A 15,029-nucleotide genomic window follows, 5' to 3' on the forward strand; every position below is an offset into this window, starting at 1 on the left:
AGTTTGGCGATGACCGGAACCAAGATCTTCTCGCATGCCGGCGAGGGTGCGTGGACGCCGACGCCGGATGGCAACCGCAGGCGCGTGCTCCTGCACACGGACGAACTGATGATGGTCGAGTTCGCCTTCGACAAGGGCGGCGTCGGCGCGCTGCATTCGCATCCGCATGTCCAGGCGAGCTACGTCGCCGAAGGCCGCTTCGAGGTCACCATCGACGGCAGGACCGAGATCTTGGAAACCGGAAGCAGCTTCATCGTTCCTTCCAACCTGGTCCATGGCGTCAAGGCACTGGAGGCGGGACGACTGGTCGACAACTTTACGCCGCCCCGCGCCGATTTCCTCGACTGAGCTGCGGGCCCGAAGATCAGGCTGTCAGTTCTCGGAACGAAAAACCCGCGCCTCCGGAGAGACGCGGGCGTGTTGCCTGGGCGCTTGTGGCGCCGCGGTACTCAAAACATCACCGCAGAACCTGAACCTGCCGAATGATGGTGAAGATAGGATTAACCGCTCCGAGGCGGCGCGATATTCACAGCCAAGGCGAATAGGGGCTGGAACGACGGTCTGATATCGGCCAATGAGAGAGAAGTTCGCTTCAGGCGGTGCCGAGGACAGGACCAGAGGGGTCGATAAATGTTCGAATCTGCTGTCCAGGCAATCACCCGGCGATTCGCCGGGGAATTTCGGCAGGTCGTATCCCCGAAAGTTCTGTAATGCAGATTGCGGCGAGCATCCCGGCAGAGGATTCCAAGCGGCGCGTCCTGAAGGATGTCTTCGGCTTCGATGATTTTCGTCTCGGCCAGGCGGCCGTGATGGAGGCGCTGCTGGCCGGGCATCATGTACTGGCCGTCATGCCGACGGGTGCGGGCAAATCGCTCTGCTACCAGGTCCCGGCGCTGGTGCTGGGCGGGCTCACCATTGTCGTTTCGCCGCTGGTAGCGCTGATGCAGGACCAGGTCGCCGCATTGCGCCTTGCCGGTGTGGCGGCCGATACGATCAATTCCTCGCTCGACCGCGATGCCAATGTCGCTGCATGGCGCCGCGTCGCGGCAGGGCAGACACGGCTGCTCTATCTTGCGCCGGAGCGGCTGATGACCCCGCGGATGCTCGAGGCGTTGACCAAGCTCGATGTCCGGCTGATCGCCATCGACGAGGCACATTGCATCTCGCAATGGGGACCGGCGTTCCGGCGCGAATACGAAGAATTGTCGCGGCTGCGCGGCATCTTCCCCGATGTGCCGATCATTGCGCTGACGGCGACTGCGGACGAGACGACGCGCACCGACATTGCCGCGCAACTGTTCGACGGGCGCATCGATACCGTGGTGCTCGGCTTCGACCGACCGAACATCAAGCTAAGCATCGAGCCCAAGCAGGACAGCAAGCGCCAATTGCTGAATTTCGTGCAGCGCCATGCCGGCCGAAGCGGGATCGTCTATTGCCTGTCGCGCAAAAAGACCGACGAGATGGCGGCGTTCCTCGAGCGGAACGGCGTACGCGCGCTCGCCTATCATGCCGGCATGAGCAAGGACGCGCGTGAAGCGAATCAAAACGCTTTCATGACCTTGTCCGGGGTGGTGATGGTGGCGACCATCGCCTTCGGCATGGGGATCGACAAGCCGGATGTCGCCTATGTCTTCCACACCGACCTGCCGGGCAGCTTGGAAGCCTACTATCAGGAAATCGGGCGGGCGGGCCGCGACGGGCGGGCGGCCGAGGCGCATATGCTCTTCGGTCTCGGCGACATCCGTATGCGCCGGCTTTTCATCGACGACGAGGGCGCACCGGCGGAGCACAAGAGGCGCGCGCATGGCCGGCTCGATACGTTGATCGGCTATTGCGAGACGGCGCAGTGCCGCCGCCAGATCCTGCTTGGCTATTTCGGCGAAAGTGCTTCGCCTTGCGGCAATTGCGACAACTGCCTCGACCAGGCGCCGCATGCGGATGGCGACGCCGAGGCGCGGATCATCCTGGCAGCGATCACACAGACCGGCGAGCGCTTTGGCGCTGCCCACGTTGTCGATGTCCTGCTCGGCCATGAGACCGAGAAGGTCCTGGCCAGGAACCACCACAGGCTTGCCAGCTTCGGCACCGGTGTGGCGCATAAGAAGAGTCTCTTGCTGTCGCTGCTTCGCCAACTCGTCGCGGGAGGGTTCCTGACATTGGACTCAGCCGGCCATGGCGGCCTCGCCGTCGCCGAGAAAGGCCGTGAACTCGCCCGGGGCGAGGCTTCATTCCGGTATCGCGTGGACGCGCGCCAGTCATCGCGAGGCAAGATACGTCCTGTGGATACCGCAGCAGGCACGGAAGGTCTGGATTCGGCGCTGCTGGCCGCGCTCAAGGCGGTACGGCTGCGTCTTGCCCGGGAACGCCAAGTGCCGGCCTTCGTGATCTTTTCGGATCGTACGCTGATCGATATGGCCGAACGCTGCCCGCGTGATCTGGACGCCTTCGCCGCGGTCAACGGCGTCGGCGCCGCCAAGCTCAAGGATTTCGGCGAGATATTCCTCGGCGCGATCGCTGCGCATCAGTCCGGTGTGGCGGGCTGAAGAGGGCAGCGACGGTCGAGGCGACACGCTGCCCTCCCCACAGCCAATCCGGAATGTTGGTGTGGACGACTTTGCCGCGAGCGATGGCTGTTGCCGACATCTCGTCAGCGACCGTGCCGATCGCCACGTTGAGCTCGACGCAACTCATCTTGTCGTATTTCGCAGCATCAAAGGATGCAGGCAAAGGCGATGCACAACTTCCGACAAACATCAGGCTGCATATCACAGGCGTGGCCGTGGAGATCGGCTTCATTCTCTTATCAAGCACGTTGATGCCGGACAGACGAATATCGGAGGATGCTCGACCTGGGGCCGCGAAGCACTCCCGAGGTTCCGCGTAACTGAAGCATGTGACCTCTACAACCCTCTGTCCTGACCGTCCTATTTGTCCTCGAAGAATTCCGAGAGAACCGCTGCTATCGTGTCGGGGTGCTCTTCTGGGAAAAAGTGCCCGCCTTGGACAGCGCGTCCTTCCACTCTGTCAGCCCATTTCCTCCAGATAGCCAGCGGCCCGCCTTCTTGCGCATACCAGTTCTCCAGGGCGCCTTCGCCACTCCATAGCGCCATTAGCGGGCACTCGATGCGACGACCGTTTGCCTGGTTCAGCGCGTCATGTTCACGATCGATCGTCGCAGCGGCGCGATACTCTTCGCAGATCGCATGAATATGCGCGGGATCGCGAAGCGCATCAACATAGGCGTCCCTGACCTCTTTGGAGACCATTTTCGTCGACGATCCCCATTGCGTTATTGCATCGTCGACGACTGCTTCGGGAGCCGCGCCGATCAGACGTTCCGGCAGGGGCTCCGGCTGGGCAAGCAGGCTCCAGGGCCAGAAGCCGAGCGCCAGTCTGGCATCCGCCCGATCCCATGTTGCGGCGGTGGGGACGATGTCGAGGACGGCGATTTTGAGCACTTTGTCGGGATGGTCGAGCGCCAGGCGATAGGCAACCCGCCCGCCGCGATCATGCCCGGCAACCATGAACCGCTCAAACCCCAGCTGCTTCATGGCTTGAACCATGTCGCCGGCCATGGCGCGCTTGGCGTATTGGCTATGATCGGCAGAGGAAACCGGGCATCCGCTTTGGCCATAGCCTCGAAGGTCGGCGGCGACCACCGTGAAGCGGGGCGCCAAGGCTGCGGCGATATCCCTCCACATCAGATGCGTCTCTGGAAAACCGTGAAGAAGCAGCAGCGGCGGACCGGTGCCACCGACCCTTGCGAAAATGGTCGTATAGTCCAGTCGCAAGCTGGTGGCTCTGAAACCTGCAAACACCGTCAGCCTCCTCCGGCGCGCCGTCAGACAAACTCTCTAAGGGCGCTAACGGTCGCCTGAGGCGAAAACCCCGGCCGCGATGGCCAGGGTTCAAGCCGGCCAGTTGCTAGAATCGAAACCAGACCCAGACGCGCCTGCGGAAGCACCGTCTGCGCCGATAGCCGTTTCGCCAGTAAACGCGACATACCCTTCTCCAAGCGCGCCGGCGGCGCCGACGCGGCCGGTGCCACCGGCGATGATAGACTGGTTGCAACTCTGCTTGAGTTTCGTCGTCGTCGAAGGTCTCGACATCCGGCGCCTCGAGTTCATCGAGAATGCCGCTTCTGGCAGTTGGAACGCCGGCCACTGCGTTGATTGGCCGAACTGTGCTTGCAAGGGCCGCGGCCCCGGCAATGCCAAACATTCCTGTCAAAAATAGTCGCCGATCCATGGAAACCTCCCGATCTCAACCAGCGATAGAGCAAGGGCTAACGATGGGGAGATAGCGCGGTCGGTGCAAACGCCCAGATCCGCGCGGCGATTAGCCGTGGTCCGGTCGGCCGGAGGGTGTTGCCTTCTCGTCGAAGTGGGACGGCTACTTCGATCGACAAACACCGGACGCTTTTTTGAATTGATCGCGGCCGAGACACAAGGAACATCGACTAACGTCTACGCCATAGCCACCCAATTCCACGCTACTGCTCTCTCTTTGGTCGTTGCGTTGCAAGAGGGCTTGACTGCCATCCTACCAGAAGGTAGGTAAGGGCATGGGCAACGCGTCTACTACCTCCGACGACATCCTGGCTTGTGCGCGTTCTCTGATCGTCGCTGGCGGCTACAACGGTTTCAGTTATGCCGACATCGCTGATGTGGTCGGGATTCGTAAGGCGAGCATCCATCACCATTTCCCAAGCAAGGTCGATCTGGTCCGAACGCTGGTTGCGCGGTATCGGGAAGAAGCTGAAGCGGGGATGGCGAATCTCGAACTTCAGGTCTCCGATCCGCTCGAACAGCTTCAGGACTACGCTGGCTATTGGGAAGTCTGCATCGCGGATGCCAGCGCTCCGTTTTGTATCTGCGCGCTGTTGGCAAGCGAACTCCCCGTGCTGCCCGAGGAAGTTGGCCTTGAGGTCCGGGCGCATTTCCGCTCCCTGTCGGCTTGGCTGACATCCGTGCTGGAGCGCGGTGCGCGGCTCGGCCGATTCCAACTGATGAGTACCCCTCGTGCCGAGGCTGAAGCGTTCATGGCGACTGTCCACGGCGCGATGCTTTCGGCACGGGCCTATGGCGATCCGAAGATATTCGCCGTCGTGACACGCCCGCTCCTGGAGCGGCTCGCTCCGCGTTCCCTCCAGATACAATCCTAAGACCTCAAATAACCATCGCCGTAACGGCTCTGCGACGTTCGTCGAGAGACCTACCTACTAGTCGAAAGGACATCCAATGACGGTTCACAGTAGCGATCTTTCCCGCGCCAGCCAGGAACAATGGCTCAAGCTCTATTACTTCGCACGGACGGCGGTCTCGGCTGTCTGGGTGGCGGCTGCCTTTACAGTGGGACAGAATTCCGGGGTGGTGGCGGCGGTTTTGCTCGTGGCTTATCCTGCATGGGATGCCCTCGCCAATTTTGTCGACGCATCGCGCAGCGGAGGATTGGGACAGAATCGCACCCAGACCATCAACGTCGTGGTCAGTGTGGCGACAACGCTCGCGGTCGTTGTTGCGCTGAAGATGAGCATGAATTGGGTGCTCGGGGTGTTCGGCCTATGGGCGATCCTGTCTGGCCTGCTTCAACTCGGCACCGCGGTCCGCCGTTGGAAGAGCTCTGGCGCGCAGTGGGCGATGATCCTGAGCGGAGGGCAATCAGCACTGGCAGGCACGTTTTTCATCGCGCAGGCGCGGATGCCGATGCCGCCATCCATCACCAACGTGGCCGGCTATGCCGCAGTAGGCGCCCTCTACTTCCTGGTTTCGGCGGTGTGGCTGAGTGTGAGCCAATTGCGGCGGAAGGCTGCATAGTCTGCCATCTTGAGCCATCACCGACCCGATCAGAGGGCTGCCAGCTGCTAGTATCGGTTCGCCAAACACAACGACCCGCCCTTATCCTTAAGGACCGATATGTTTGGAATTTCACCACCCGGCTGGGGGCTAGCCGCTCATCCAAGGCATCTCGATCGCGCCGAACGATACAGCGATCCCGAGGGCCATCAGCGCAATGCCCAAAGCAACTTCGAAGCGGCGGCCGCGCTGCAGCAGCTTCTCGACGAAGACGACCAGCGTCAACAGCAGCATCCAGGCGACGCTCATGATGCCCACCGCGACCAGCACGGCAAACAGCGCCCAGCAGCAACCAAAGCAATAGAGCCCGTGCCGCAGCCCCATCTCGAGTGCGCCAACCCGCCCGTCGCGCCAATGCTGCGCAACGAAAGCGAGCGGCGAACGGCAATGGCTGAGGCAAATGTGCTTGAGGGTCGTGAATTGGTAGAGTCCGGCGACGCCAAGCGTGATACCGAGCGCGAGCGGCGCCCATTTCGAACGCTGAGGCGGATCGAGGCTGGTCGCAAACTCGCTTCCGAACTGGACCAGGACATACACGAGAAGGCCCGCCGCCGCCCAGACGAGCATGTAACCCGCGACGAATATCCACGTCGGGATGGCAACGTGCTGTTCGCGCCTGGCCTGCGCCGCCGCGAACATAAAGATCATGGGCGCGGCCGCCGGCAGCATCATGGCAGCCATCATCACCGTCCATACAGCAAGAAAGGCGGCGGCGCCGGCAAGTGACCAGCCGTCGGCGGCAATTCCTGCCATCGCCATGCCGGCCATGCCTTCCATACCCTCCATCCCGCCGCGCACCGCAATGCCCATAGGCATATCCATGCTGAGGGTCAGCGCCCACGCCGCCGCTGTTAGCACGACGAGCGATGCGAGAACACCGAGCGGCATGCCACGCAAATTCCGGAGCCGCGACGATTTCCCGGGGAACGCGTCAGGCATCGGCACGTCCTAGTTCGGGCCGGTCCAGTCGAACGGAATGTGTTTGCTCGAGCGCGCCGTGCCCGTCCAGTCGAGCCCGAAGCCTTTGGTGCTCACCTCGACCGAACGCCCCCAGGTGGCAACCTGGCCCGGGCCGACCTCCGAGCCCGGCGGGTTGATCGTCTGCACCCGCTTGCCGGGTGGTGTTGTGGGACCTGAAAGCGCTTCCGCATGCCCGACGACGAGGCCAGGAATCTCGACCCGCCAGGTGGCAAGGTCGCCCGCCACCTCGAAAGTGATCGGCACGAACTCCATGCCACGCATCTCGCCGATGTTGGCGGCAAAACCCGCCGGCCAGCCGCCAGCCTGCCCGCCGAAGATCGCCTGCAGGGCTTCACGTTGCCGCTCGTTCGCCTTCTCGTCGAGGTACATGCCCATCACAGCCTTTGCCTCGCCGGCCCATAGATTGCCTTCGAACTCGCCGAGCGCCACCAGCGACAGGCCGTCGAGCTTCACGTCGCCATACTGACCCTCGCGTACATGCCAGGCGAGCACACCCTGGCAGTGATTGCCGGTCGGCCGCTGGGCGAACTCGCAAGGGCAAGGGATATCGCAGCTGCAGATGTCGAACCAGTCGCCTGCAAGCCACCATTGAGGCACTGCATTCATGGCTCTTCCTCCCGGAATGTAGCGCCATTTATACGTCGAAGGCGGGGCGCACTCCAGCAGTTAGTGCATCGCTCGGTGATTTTTGGTGAACTTGCCGACCCAGACACAAGTCACCGCGTTGATCAGCAACTGCTCGCGACGGAACCCAGCCACCATCCAATGCGACCACGAAAGTGGTTTCTTGCTCCGTTCCATGTGCTCGATGAGGTCGTGGGTAGGTTCGCGACGGGTCGATCACCAAATACACGATCCAGCTGACGCTCGCTTGACCCACATTGCGAACCGACAACCTTCCGCAACACCGCTCGGTTGCTTGGTCAACGACCTAGCGGGCCAAGGGTTAACGCCGGGCTGCAATTGAGCTCCGCGGCTTCACGAGCATTTATGGCTGAGTTCGGCAGGCAAAAATCAAAAAATGAAATTAGGATCACTGGCGGAGAGGGAGGGATTCGAACCCCCGATGGGCTTGCACCCATGCCGCATTTCGAGTGCGGTGCATTCGACCACTCTGCCACCTCTCCGCGGTCATGGTCCGCCGTTGCCGGCGCGGCGCACTAGATAACGGCTGGACAGGCAGGTTACAAGGGCCAATCTGCCCCGGCGCCGCAGGTTCCCGTCCGTGCTGCGTTCAAAGCTGCGGTGCCCGATGTTCCATGTTTGCCGGACTGGGCTCAGCCCATTCGCAGCTTGCCCGCGGCGCTTGCCTTGACTCAAGCCGAACCTTCGGTTAGGGACAGCGCGCAATCGGCGTGGAGGGATATTCCGCGCCGCTTGTTTTTTGAACCCGCAGACTGACAAAAAGACGGCCGAACCGCCTGAGGCGGTTCATCAAGGCCGACCGAACAGCGAAAGGCAAAAAATGTTCGCAGTCATCAAAACGGGCGGCAAGCAGTATCGCGTTGCCGCCAACGATCTCCTGAAGATCGAAAAACTCGAAGCCAATGTCGGCGATATCGTCGAAATCGGCAATGTGCTCGCGCATGGCGAAGGCGAGAACGTCACGTTCGGCGCGCCGTTCGTCGATGGTGCGATGGTCACCGCCGAAGTCGTCGAGCAAGGCAAGAACCGCACCGTCATCGCCTTCAAGAAGCGTCGTCGGCAGAATTCGCGCCGCAAGATCGGCCATCGCCAGCTTTTGACCACCGTCAGGATCGCCGAGATCCTGCTGGGTGGCGCCAAGCCGGCGAAGAAGGCCGCCGCCAAGACCGAAGCGAAGGCAGAGGTTGCCGCCAAGACCGAGGCGAAGGCTGAAGCTGAGCCGAAGGCCGCAGCCAAGGCAGAGGCTCCGCCGAAGAAGGAAGCCAAGGCCGAGACGACCGAGGACAAGGCTGCCGAAGCCGCCGCGCCGTTGTTCAAGGCGCCGAAGGGCGAGCCGGACGATCTGACGGTGATCAAGGGCATCGGCCCGGTTGCCGCCGGCCAGCTCAACGAACAGGGCATCACCACCTTCGCCCAGATCGCCAAGCTGTCCGACAAGGATGTCGCCAAGATCGACGAGCACATGCCGTTCAGCGCCGACCAGATCAAGGACTGGCGCGAGCAGGCAAAGGAATTGGCGAAGAAGTAGAACGAACCGGCGCAATCGTCGCCGGATCGGACTTGAAACGGAACGCGAACGCGTTCATAAGACCTTTTAGGCGCCTCGCGGCGCATCGGAGTAGTTAGATGGCACACAAGAAAGCTGGCGGATCATCGCGCAATGGTCGCGACTCCCATTCCAAGCGGCTCGGCGTGAAGAAGTTCGGCGGCGAAGCCGTGATTCCGGGCAACATCATCATTCGTCAGCGTGGCACGACGTGGCATCCCGGCACCAATGTCGGCATTGGCACGGACCACACGCTGTTTGCGCTCGAAGCTGGCGCAGTCACCTTCAACAAAAAAGCCAATGGCCGAACCTACGTATCGGTGAACCCGATGACGAAGGCAGCGGAGTAGCCGGTTCCGCAAGAGAACACCGGCACCCATCTCGGGACCGGTGTCTGGCCAAGCCAGGAAATGGATCAGGGGAGATGGGTTTCCATCTCCCCTTTTTCTTGCCTGGAGGACTGACATGGTTGCCGAAGCGGAAGAGTCAGACGACGAAAGTTACGCGATAGATTGCCCGGTGCTCGCGACCGAGCGGCTGATCATGCGTGCCCCGCGTGAAAGCGACATCGAGCAATTGGTGGCGCTCGCCGACAACCGCCATGTCGCGGAAATGCTGGCCCGCATGCCGCATCCCTATGGCGAGGCCGAGGCACGCGCTTTCCTGGCCATGACGGCATCGCGCCGGGCCGGAATCGCCTATGCGTTGACGCTGGCCGGCACCGAGACCTTCGTCGGCTGTGCCGGGCTCAACACCACGGATCGCGGGCTGGAGCTCGGCTACTGGATCGGCGAGCCGTACTGGAAACGCGGCTACGCGACGGAGGCAGCGCACGCACTGGTCGACCTTGCCTTCCAGAGAACCACGATCCAGGTGCTGCACGCCTCGACGCGGGTGATCAATCCGGCCTCGCGCCGGGTCATCCACAAATGCGGCTTCCAGTATGCCGGCCAGGGCATGCTGAATTCGATCGTTGCCGGCCAGGTGCCGGTCGAGCGCTACCGCCTCGATCGCAAGACCTGGACCAGCCTCAGGAACTGGGTGCATTTTTGAGGCATGTCGATATTCAGGTGATGCCGGCCTGCGAATGGCGGCTTCCTGCGCTTCCGGTGCTCGCGTACTTTAAGTACGCTCCGCTCCGGTTCTCGGAAGCCACCACTCTCGGCACGGCCTGACCTGAATCTCGACACACCTCGGCGCCAAAGATTGCGGGCCAACGTTGACGTCACGCCATCTCGACCCAGACCGGCAAGTGATCCGAACCGGCCGCTTGCCGGTCGACCCACAGGCGCCTCAGCGATTTGGTAAGCGAGGCGCTGGTGAAGATATAGTCGATGCGCTTGTGGCGGCTGGCATCGCCCGGCCGCTTGGGGTCGACCCAGGTGACGAGATCGGCGCCGGCCGCGCCGAGGCGCGCGGCGGCATCGACGGCGAGGTCGGCGGTCACCGGCATGCCGAATTCATGGTCAGGCTGGCCGGCGAGTTCGACGTGTTCCGGCGATCCGGCGAGCATGTTGAAGTCGCCCATGACGACGAAGGCTTCGGGACAAGGCAAGTCCGGTAAGCCGATCTCGGCGACGCCGGAGAGCCCACCGCCCTCGAGCGGGTAGTTCAACAGGCGTTCGCGCAGAAAGCGGATCTGGCTCAGGCGTTCGACCGGGCTGCGATGGTCGAGATGAGTGGAATAGAAGCGGACGAAGCCAAGCGGCGTTTCGATCAGCGCCTCCAGCGCGCCGCGCTGGAAGTTCATCGCCTCGAAACTGCGGCTGCGCGGCAAAAGGAGATTGCGCGACAGATGGATCGGCGTTCTCGACAGCACCATGTTGCCGAGCTGGAAGGTGGTCGTGATGGCGCGGCCGTTCTCCAGGCGCGATCCGGCGTCGGCTTCGAAATTGCTGCCGTAGACGGCAAAATAGTCGGGCAGCGCCTCGCCGAGCTCGGCCACCATGTCGCGGCCGCCATTCTTCGGGTTGGCGCGGGTGACCTCCTGCAGCGCGATCACGTCGGCGCCGCGCACCGCATCGGCGATGCGACCGACATCATAGCGGCCGTCGAGGCCGATGCCGTAGTGGATATTGTAAGTTACCAGCTTCATTCCGACATCTCGCGCTTGGAAAGCCGAAGATCGATTTTCGGCAAGGGTCAACCAAATGCTACGCGTCCAGAGATACGCGCGACGTTACAGTAGCAAAAACGGCCCTCGCCCTTCGACCCGCCTTGCTTTAGAGCAACCCGCAAAGCCAATAGCAGAAACCATACAATCCGATGAAATTTCTCGATCAAGCCAAGGTCTACATCCGCTCCGGCGACGGCGGCGCCGGTTCGGTGTCGTTCCGGCGCGAAAAGTTCATCGAGTTCGGCGGCCCGGACGGCGGCGACGGCGGCCGCGGCGGCGATGTCTGGGTGGAGGCGGTCGACGGACTAAACACGCTGATCGACTATCGCTACCAGCAGCATTTCAAGGCCAAGACCGGGACGCACGGCATGGGCCGCAACATGACCGGCGCCAAGGGTGCCGACGTGACGCTGAAAGTGCCGGCCGGAACACAGGTCTTTGCCGAGGACAATGAGACGCTGATCTGCGATCTGACGGTCGTCGGCCAGCGCTTCCTGTTGGCCAAGGGCGGCAATGGCGGCTTCGGCAACCAGCATTTCAAGACCTCGACCAACCAGGCGCCGCGCCGCGCCAACCCCGGACTGCCGGGCGAAGAGCTCAATATCTGGCTCAGGCTGAAGCTGATCGCCGATGCCGGCCTGGTCGGGCTGCCCAATGCCGGCAAGTCGACCTTCCTGGCGGCCGTCACCGCGGCCAAGCCGAAGATCGCCGACTATCCCTTCACCACGCTGCATCCAGGCCTTGGCGTGGCCCGCATCGACGGGCGCGAATTCGTCATTGCCGACATTCCCGGCCTGATCGAAGGCGCGCATGAAGGCGTCGGCATCGGTGACCGCTTTCTCGGCCATGTCGAACGCACGCGCGTCCTTCTGCACCTCGTCTCGGCGCAGGAAGAAAATCCGGGCAAGGCCTACAAGACCGTGCGCGCCGAACTCGACGCCTATGGCAACGGGCTGACCGACAAGGTCGAGATCGTCGCTCTCTCGCAGGTCGACATACTCGATGCCGACGCACGCAAAAAGAAGGCCGCCTCGCTGAAACGCGCCGCCGGCCGCGCGCCGATGCTGCTTTCGGCGGTCACCGGCGAGGGCGTCGAGGCGGTGTTGCGCGCGCTGATGGCTGTGGTGGCGGAGGCGCGCGAAGCTGTCGCTGCGCCGGTCGAGACGCGCTGGAACGCATAGCCATGGCCGCGCAATCGCTGAAAAATTATCGGCGCATTGCCGTCAAGATCGGCTCGGCGCTGCTTGTCGACCGCACGACGGGCCTGAAGCGCGACTGGCTGGCCTCGCTTGCCGACGACATCGCCGTGCTGGCCAATGGCGGCGCCGAAATTCTCGTTGTGTCTTCCGGTGCGATTGCACTTGGCCGCACCATCCTCGGTCTCGGCAAGCGGGCGCTGAAGCTCGAGGAGAGCCAGGCGGCGGCCGCCGTCGGGCAGATCGCCTTGGCCGGCGCCTGGTCGGATGCGCTCGGCAAGAATGGTTTGAAATCGGGACAGATCCTGTTGACGCTCGGCGACACGGAAGAGCGCCGCCGTTATCTCAACGCGCGGGCGACGATCTCGACGCTGCTCAAGATGAAGGCGGTGCCGGTCATCAACGAGAACGATACGGTGGCCACCTCCGAAATCCGTTATGGCGATAACGACCGGCTGGCGGCGCGCGTCGCCACCATGATGGGCGCCGACCTTTTGGTGCTGCTCTCCGACATTGACGGGCTCTACACGGCACCGCCTGCGCGTGACCCGCACGCTCGGTTCATTCCGATCGTCGACCGCATCACCCCCGACATCGAGGCGATGGCGGGTGCCGCCGCTTCGGAATTGTCGCGCGGCGGCATGCGCACCAAGCTCGATGCCGGCAAGATTGCAACCGCCGCCGGCACCGCCATGATCATCACATCAGGCACGCGGCTGTCGCCGCTGCTGGCAATCGAGCGCGGCGAGCGCGCCACCTTCTTCCGGCCGAGCAGCAGCCCGGTCAAAGGTTACAAGACCTGGATCGCCGGGCAGCTCGAACCGGCTGGCCGGCTGACCGTCGATGCCGGCGCCATCGGCGCGCTGCTCTCCGGCAAGTCGCTGCTGCCGGCCGGCGTCAAATTGGTCAGCGGCAATTTTGCGCGTGGCGACACGGTGGCGATCCTGTCGCCCGAGGGCCGCGAGATAGCGCGCGGGCTGGTTGCCTATGATGCCGCCGATGCCGTAAGGATCGCTGGGCTGAAGACGACCGAGATCGAAACCGTGCTCGGCTACGAGGCGCGTTCGGCGATGATCCACCGCGACGACCTTGTGGTGAGCCATGCCGGTGGTGAGCAAGTAGTCGGTGACCAGGTTACATAGCGGAGGATGAGCCATGCTGACGCTGCATGAAAAATCCCGGGATGACACCGTCGCGCTGATGGCCGATATCGGCCGCCGCGCGCATGCCGCGGCCCGACCGCTGGCCATCGCAGCGGCCGAGCGCAAGCACAAGGCGCTGGTCGGCATGGCTCAGGCGATCCTTCGGCATGAGCAGGATATCCTCGACGCCAACGCAATCGACATCAGAAATGGCGAGGAGGCTGGCCTATCGGCAGCGTCGATGGATCGGCTGAAGCTCGATCCCGTCCGCATCCGCGCCATGGCAGACGGCATCAGCGAGATCGCCGAGTTGCGCGACCCAATCGGCGAAATCATTGCTGGATGGGACCGGCCGAACGGGTTGCACATCGAACGGGTGCGCACGCCGCTAGGCGTCATCGGCGTCATCTATGAGAGCCGGCCGAACGTGACCGCCGATGCCGGTGCGCTCTGCCTCAAGGCGGGCAATCCGGTGATCCTGCGCGGCGGCTCGGATTCAGCGAATTCTTCCGCCGCGATCCATGCCTGCCTGGTCGAGGGGCTGAAGGCAGCCGGGCTGCCGGAGGATGCCATACAATTGGTGCCGACCACCGATCGCGCCGCCGTCGGCGAAATGCTGAAAGGGCTTTCCGGCAATCTCGAGGTCATCATTCCGCGCGGCGGCCGCAGCCTGGTCGAGCGTGTGCAGAAGGAGGCGCGGGTGCCGGTCTTCGCCCATCTCGAGGGCATCTGCCATCTCTATATCGACCGATCGGCTGATCTCGACATGGCGGTCAAGATCGCGGTCAATGCCAAGATGCGGCGCACCGGGGTGTGCGGCGCTGCCGAGACGCTGCTGGTCGACAGTGCCGTCGCCGTCACGCACCTGGTGCCGATCCTCGAGGCCCTACGGGCGGCAGGATGCGAAATCCATGCCGATGCCGAGGTGCTGAGGCTTTATGCCGATGCCCAGCCCGCGACCGATGCAGACTGGGTGACCGAATATCTCGACGCGATCATCGCTGTGAAGCTGGTCGACGGCATTGGCGGCGCGATCGAGCATATCGAGACGTTCTCCTCGCATCACACCGAGGCGATCGTCGCCGAGGACGCCACAGCGGTCGACCGGTTCTTCAACGAGGTCGATTCGGCGATCCTTCTGCACAACGCCTCGACCCAGTTTGCCGATGGCGGCGAATTCGGCATGGGCGCCGAAATCGGCATCGCCACCGGCAAGATGCATGCCCGCGGACCGGTCGGCGTCGAGCAACTGACGTCGTTCAAATATCGTGTACGCGGGTCGGGACAGGTGAGGCCTTGAAGCTTTGTGTTCAAAGAACCTGAAGCCTTGCGCCCAGCCACCCCCCTCTGTCCTGCCGGACATCTCCCCCTCAAGGGGGGAGATCAGCTCTCGTTCGCGATTTCGCCAATTGCCGGGCGGGCAGAATTCAAGCTGTCATTGAAGCTGACAATCTCCCCCCTTGAGGGGGAGATGCCCGGCAGGGCAGAGGGGGGTGCCTGACGCATGCTTGCCTTGTCCGAACATGCCATATCCTCCCGTTACCT

At 62.9% G+C, this 15,029-nt stretch carries 14 protein-coding genes and 1 tRNA gene; 10 read left to right on the top strand and 5 right to left on the bottom strand.

Annotated features, from left to right (window positions below; translation table 11 throughout):
* Positions 1–9 precede the first annotated feature (9 nt).
* The gene (locus NKI22_RS01670; RefSeq protein ID WP_023719692.1) at positions 10–348 is read left to right on the top strand and encodes a cupin domain-containing protein; all 339 of its coding nucleotides are present in this window, start codon (positions 10–12) and stop codon (positions 346–348) included.
* Positions 349–710: 362 nt separating this feature from the next.
* Entirely contained in the window at positions 711–2,546 is a 1,836-nt protein-coding gene (gene recQ / locus NKI22_RS01675; protein ID WP_352787946.1) for a DNA helicase RecQ, read from the top strand.
* 381 nt (positions 2,547–2,927) lie between these two features.
* On the opposite strand, the gene NKI22_RS01680 is transcribed toward recQ, so the two are convergent.
* On the bottom strand, positions 2,928–3,821 hold the full coding sequence (locus NKI22_RS01680) for an alpha/beta fold hydrolase (protein WP_352937327.1): 894 nt from the start codon (positions 3,819–3,821) through the stop codon (positions 2,928–2,930).
* Between the two features lie 746 nt (positions 3,822–4,567).
* On the opposite strand from NKI22_RS01680, the gene NKI22_RS01685 reads away from it, so the two are divergent.
* A complete protein-coding gene (locus NKI22_RS01685; protein ID WP_352815004.1) occupies positions 4,568–5,167 on the top strand; it encodes a TetR/AcrR family transcriptional regulator in 600 nt (199 codons plus the stop codon).
* 76 nt (positions 5,168–5,243) lie between these two features.
* Complete coding sequence (locus NKI22_RS01690; protein ID WP_352815006.1) at positions 5,244–5,819, top strand: DUF308 domain-containing protein; 576 nt, start codon at positions 5,244–5,246, stop codon at positions 5,817–5,819.
* A gap of 129 nt (positions 5,820–5,948) precedes the next feature.
* Here the strand turns inward: NKI22_RS01690 and NKI22_RS01695 are convergent, their stop codons facing one another.
* The 3 genes from NKI22_RS01695 to NKI22_RS01705 all read right to left on the bottom strand — a co-directional run bounded on the left by NKI22_RS01695 (position 5,949) and on the right by NKI22_RS01705 (position 7,966).
* Positions 5,949–6,797: a DUF2182 domain-containing protein gene (locus NKI22_RS01695; protein WP_352547127.1), complete on the bottom strand. Its 849-nt coding sequence runs from the start codon at positions 6,795–6,797 to the stop codon at positions 5,949–5,951.
* Positions 6,798–6,806: 9 nt separating this feature from the next.
* Positions 6,807–7,445: a DUF1326 domain-containing protein gene (locus NKI22_RS01700; protein WP_352588206.1), complete on the bottom strand. Its 639-nt coding sequence runs from the start codon at positions 7,443–7,445 to the stop codon at positions 6,807–6,809.
* Between the two features lie 431 nt (positions 7,446–7,876).
* Positions 7,877–7,966, bottom strand: a tRNA-Ser gene (locus tag NKI22_RS01705).
* Positions 7,967–8,304: 338 nt separating this feature from the next.
* Here NKI22_RS01705 and NKI22_RS01710 point away from each other — a divergent pair.
* The 3 genes from NKI22_RS01710 (at position 8,305) to NKI22_RS01720 (ending at position 10,083) form a co-directional block, all read left to right on the top strand.
* Positions 8,305–9,012, top strand: coding sequence for a 50S ribosomal protein L21 (locus tag NKI22_RS01710; protein WP_352588209.1), 708 nt, complete (start codon positions 8,305–8,307; stop codon positions 9,010–9,012).
* A 98-nt stretch (positions 9,013–9,110) separates the two neighbouring features.
* A complete protein-coding gene (rpmA, locus tag NKI22_RS01715; protein WP_023678077.1) occupies positions 9,111–9,380 on the top strand; it encodes a 50S ribosomal protein L27 in 270 nt (89 codons plus the stop codon).
* A gap of 115 nt (positions 9,381–9,495) precedes the next feature.
* A complete protein-coding gene (locus NKI22_RS01720; protein WP_023719683.1) occupies positions 9,496–10,083 on the top strand; it encodes a GNAT family N-acetyltransferase in 588 nt (195 codons plus the stop codon).
* A 172-nt stretch (positions 10,084–10,255) separates the two neighbouring features.
* On the opposite strand, the gene NKI22_RS01725 is transcribed toward NKI22_RS01720, so the two are convergent.
* Positions 10,256–11,125: an endonuclease/exonuclease/phosphatase family protein gene (locus tag NKI22_RS01725; RefSeq protein ID WP_352588214.1), complete on the bottom strand. Its 870-nt coding sequence runs from the start codon at positions 11,123–11,125 to the stop codon at positions 10,256–10,258.
* A 170-nt stretch (positions 11,126–11,295) separates the two neighbouring features.
* Here NKI22_RS01725 and obgE point away from each other — a divergent pair, with 170 nt between their 5' ends.
* Genes obgE through NKI22_RS01740 form a run of 3 tightly spaced genes read left to right on the top strand, consistent with a single transcriptional unit; the run spans position 11,296 to position 14,784 of the window.
* Complete coding sequence (gene obgE, locus NKI22_RS01730) at positions 11,296–12,327, top strand: GTPase ObgE (RefSeq protein ID WP_023719681.1); 1,032 nt, start codon at positions 11,296–11,298, stop codon at positions 12,325–12,327.
* Positions 12,328–12,329: 2 nt separating this feature from the next.
* Entirely contained in the window at positions 12,330–13,484 is a 1,155-nt protein-coding gene (gene proB / locus NKI22_RS01735; RefSeq protein ID WP_023719680.1) for a glutamate 5-kinase, read from the top strand.
* Between the two features lie 13 nt (positions 13,485–13,497).
* Positions 13,498–14,784, top strand: a complete 1,287-nt coding sequence (locus tag NKI22_RS01740) for a glutamate-5-semialdehyde dehydrogenase (RefSeq protein ID WP_352815009.1) — start codon at positions 13,498–13,500, stop codon at positions 14,782–14,784.
* Positions 14,785–15,029: the final 245 nt, after the last annotated feature.

Origin of the sequence: Mesorhizobium sp. M0778 (assembly GCF_040320105.1) — a bacterium.
In the GTDB taxonomy this organism is placed as follows: Bacteria; Pseudomonadota; Alphaproteobacteria; order Rhizobiales; family Rhizobiaceae; genus Mesorhizobium.

Bases quoted from the DNA above. Each gene is read 5' to 3' on its own strand.
- NKI22_RS01670 (WP_023719692.1), top strand. From the start codon at position 10: ATGACCGGAACCAAGATCTTCTCGCATGCCGGCGAGGGTGCGTGGACG.
- recQ (WP_352787946.1), top strand. From the start codon at position 711: ATGCAGATTGCGGCGAGCATCCCGGCAGAGGATTCCAAGCGGCGCGTC.
- NKI22_RS01685 (WP_352815004.1), top strand. From the start codon at position 4,568: ATGGGCAACGCGTCTACTACCTCCGACGACATCCTGGCTTGTGCGCGT.
- NKI22_RS01690 (WP_352815006.1), top strand. From the start codon at position 5,244: ATGACGGTTCACAGTAGCGATCTTTCCCGCGCCAGCCAGGAACAATGG.
- NKI22_RS01695 (WP_352547127.1), bottom strand. From the start codon at position 6,797: ATGCCTGACGCGTTCCCCGGGAAATCGTCGCGGCTCCGGAATTTGCGT.
- NKI22_RS01700 (WP_352588206.1), bottom strand. From the start codon at position 7,445: ATGAATGCAGTGCCTCAATGGTGGCTTGCAGGCGACTGGTTCGACATC.
- NKI22_RS01710 (WP_352588209.1), top strand. From the start codon at position 8,305: ATGTTCGCAGTCATCAAAACGGGCGGCAAGCAGTATCGCGTTGCCGCC.
- rpmA (WP_023678077.1), top strand. From the start codon at position 9,111: ATGGCACACAAGAAAGCTGGCGGATCATCGCGCAATGGTCGCGACTCC.
- NKI22_RS01720 (WP_023719683.1), top strand. From the start codon at position 9,496: ATGGTTGCCGAAGCGGAAGAGTCAGACGACGAAAGTTACGCGATAGAT.
- NKI22_RS01725 (WP_352588214.1), bottom strand. From the start codon at position 11,125: ATGAAGCTGGTAACTTACAATATCCACTACGGCATCGGCCTCGACGGC.
- obgE (WP_023719681.1), top strand. From the start codon at position 11,296: ATGAAATTTCTCGATCAAGCCAAGGTCTACATCCGCTCCGGCGACGGC.
- proB (WP_023719680.1), top strand. From the start codon at position 12,330: ATGGCCGCGCAATCGCTGAAAAATTATCGGCGCATTGCCGTCAAGATC.
- NKI22_RS01740 (WP_352815009.1), top strand. From the start codon at position 13,498: ATGCTGACGCTGCATGAAAAATCCCGGGATGACACCGTCGCGCTGATG.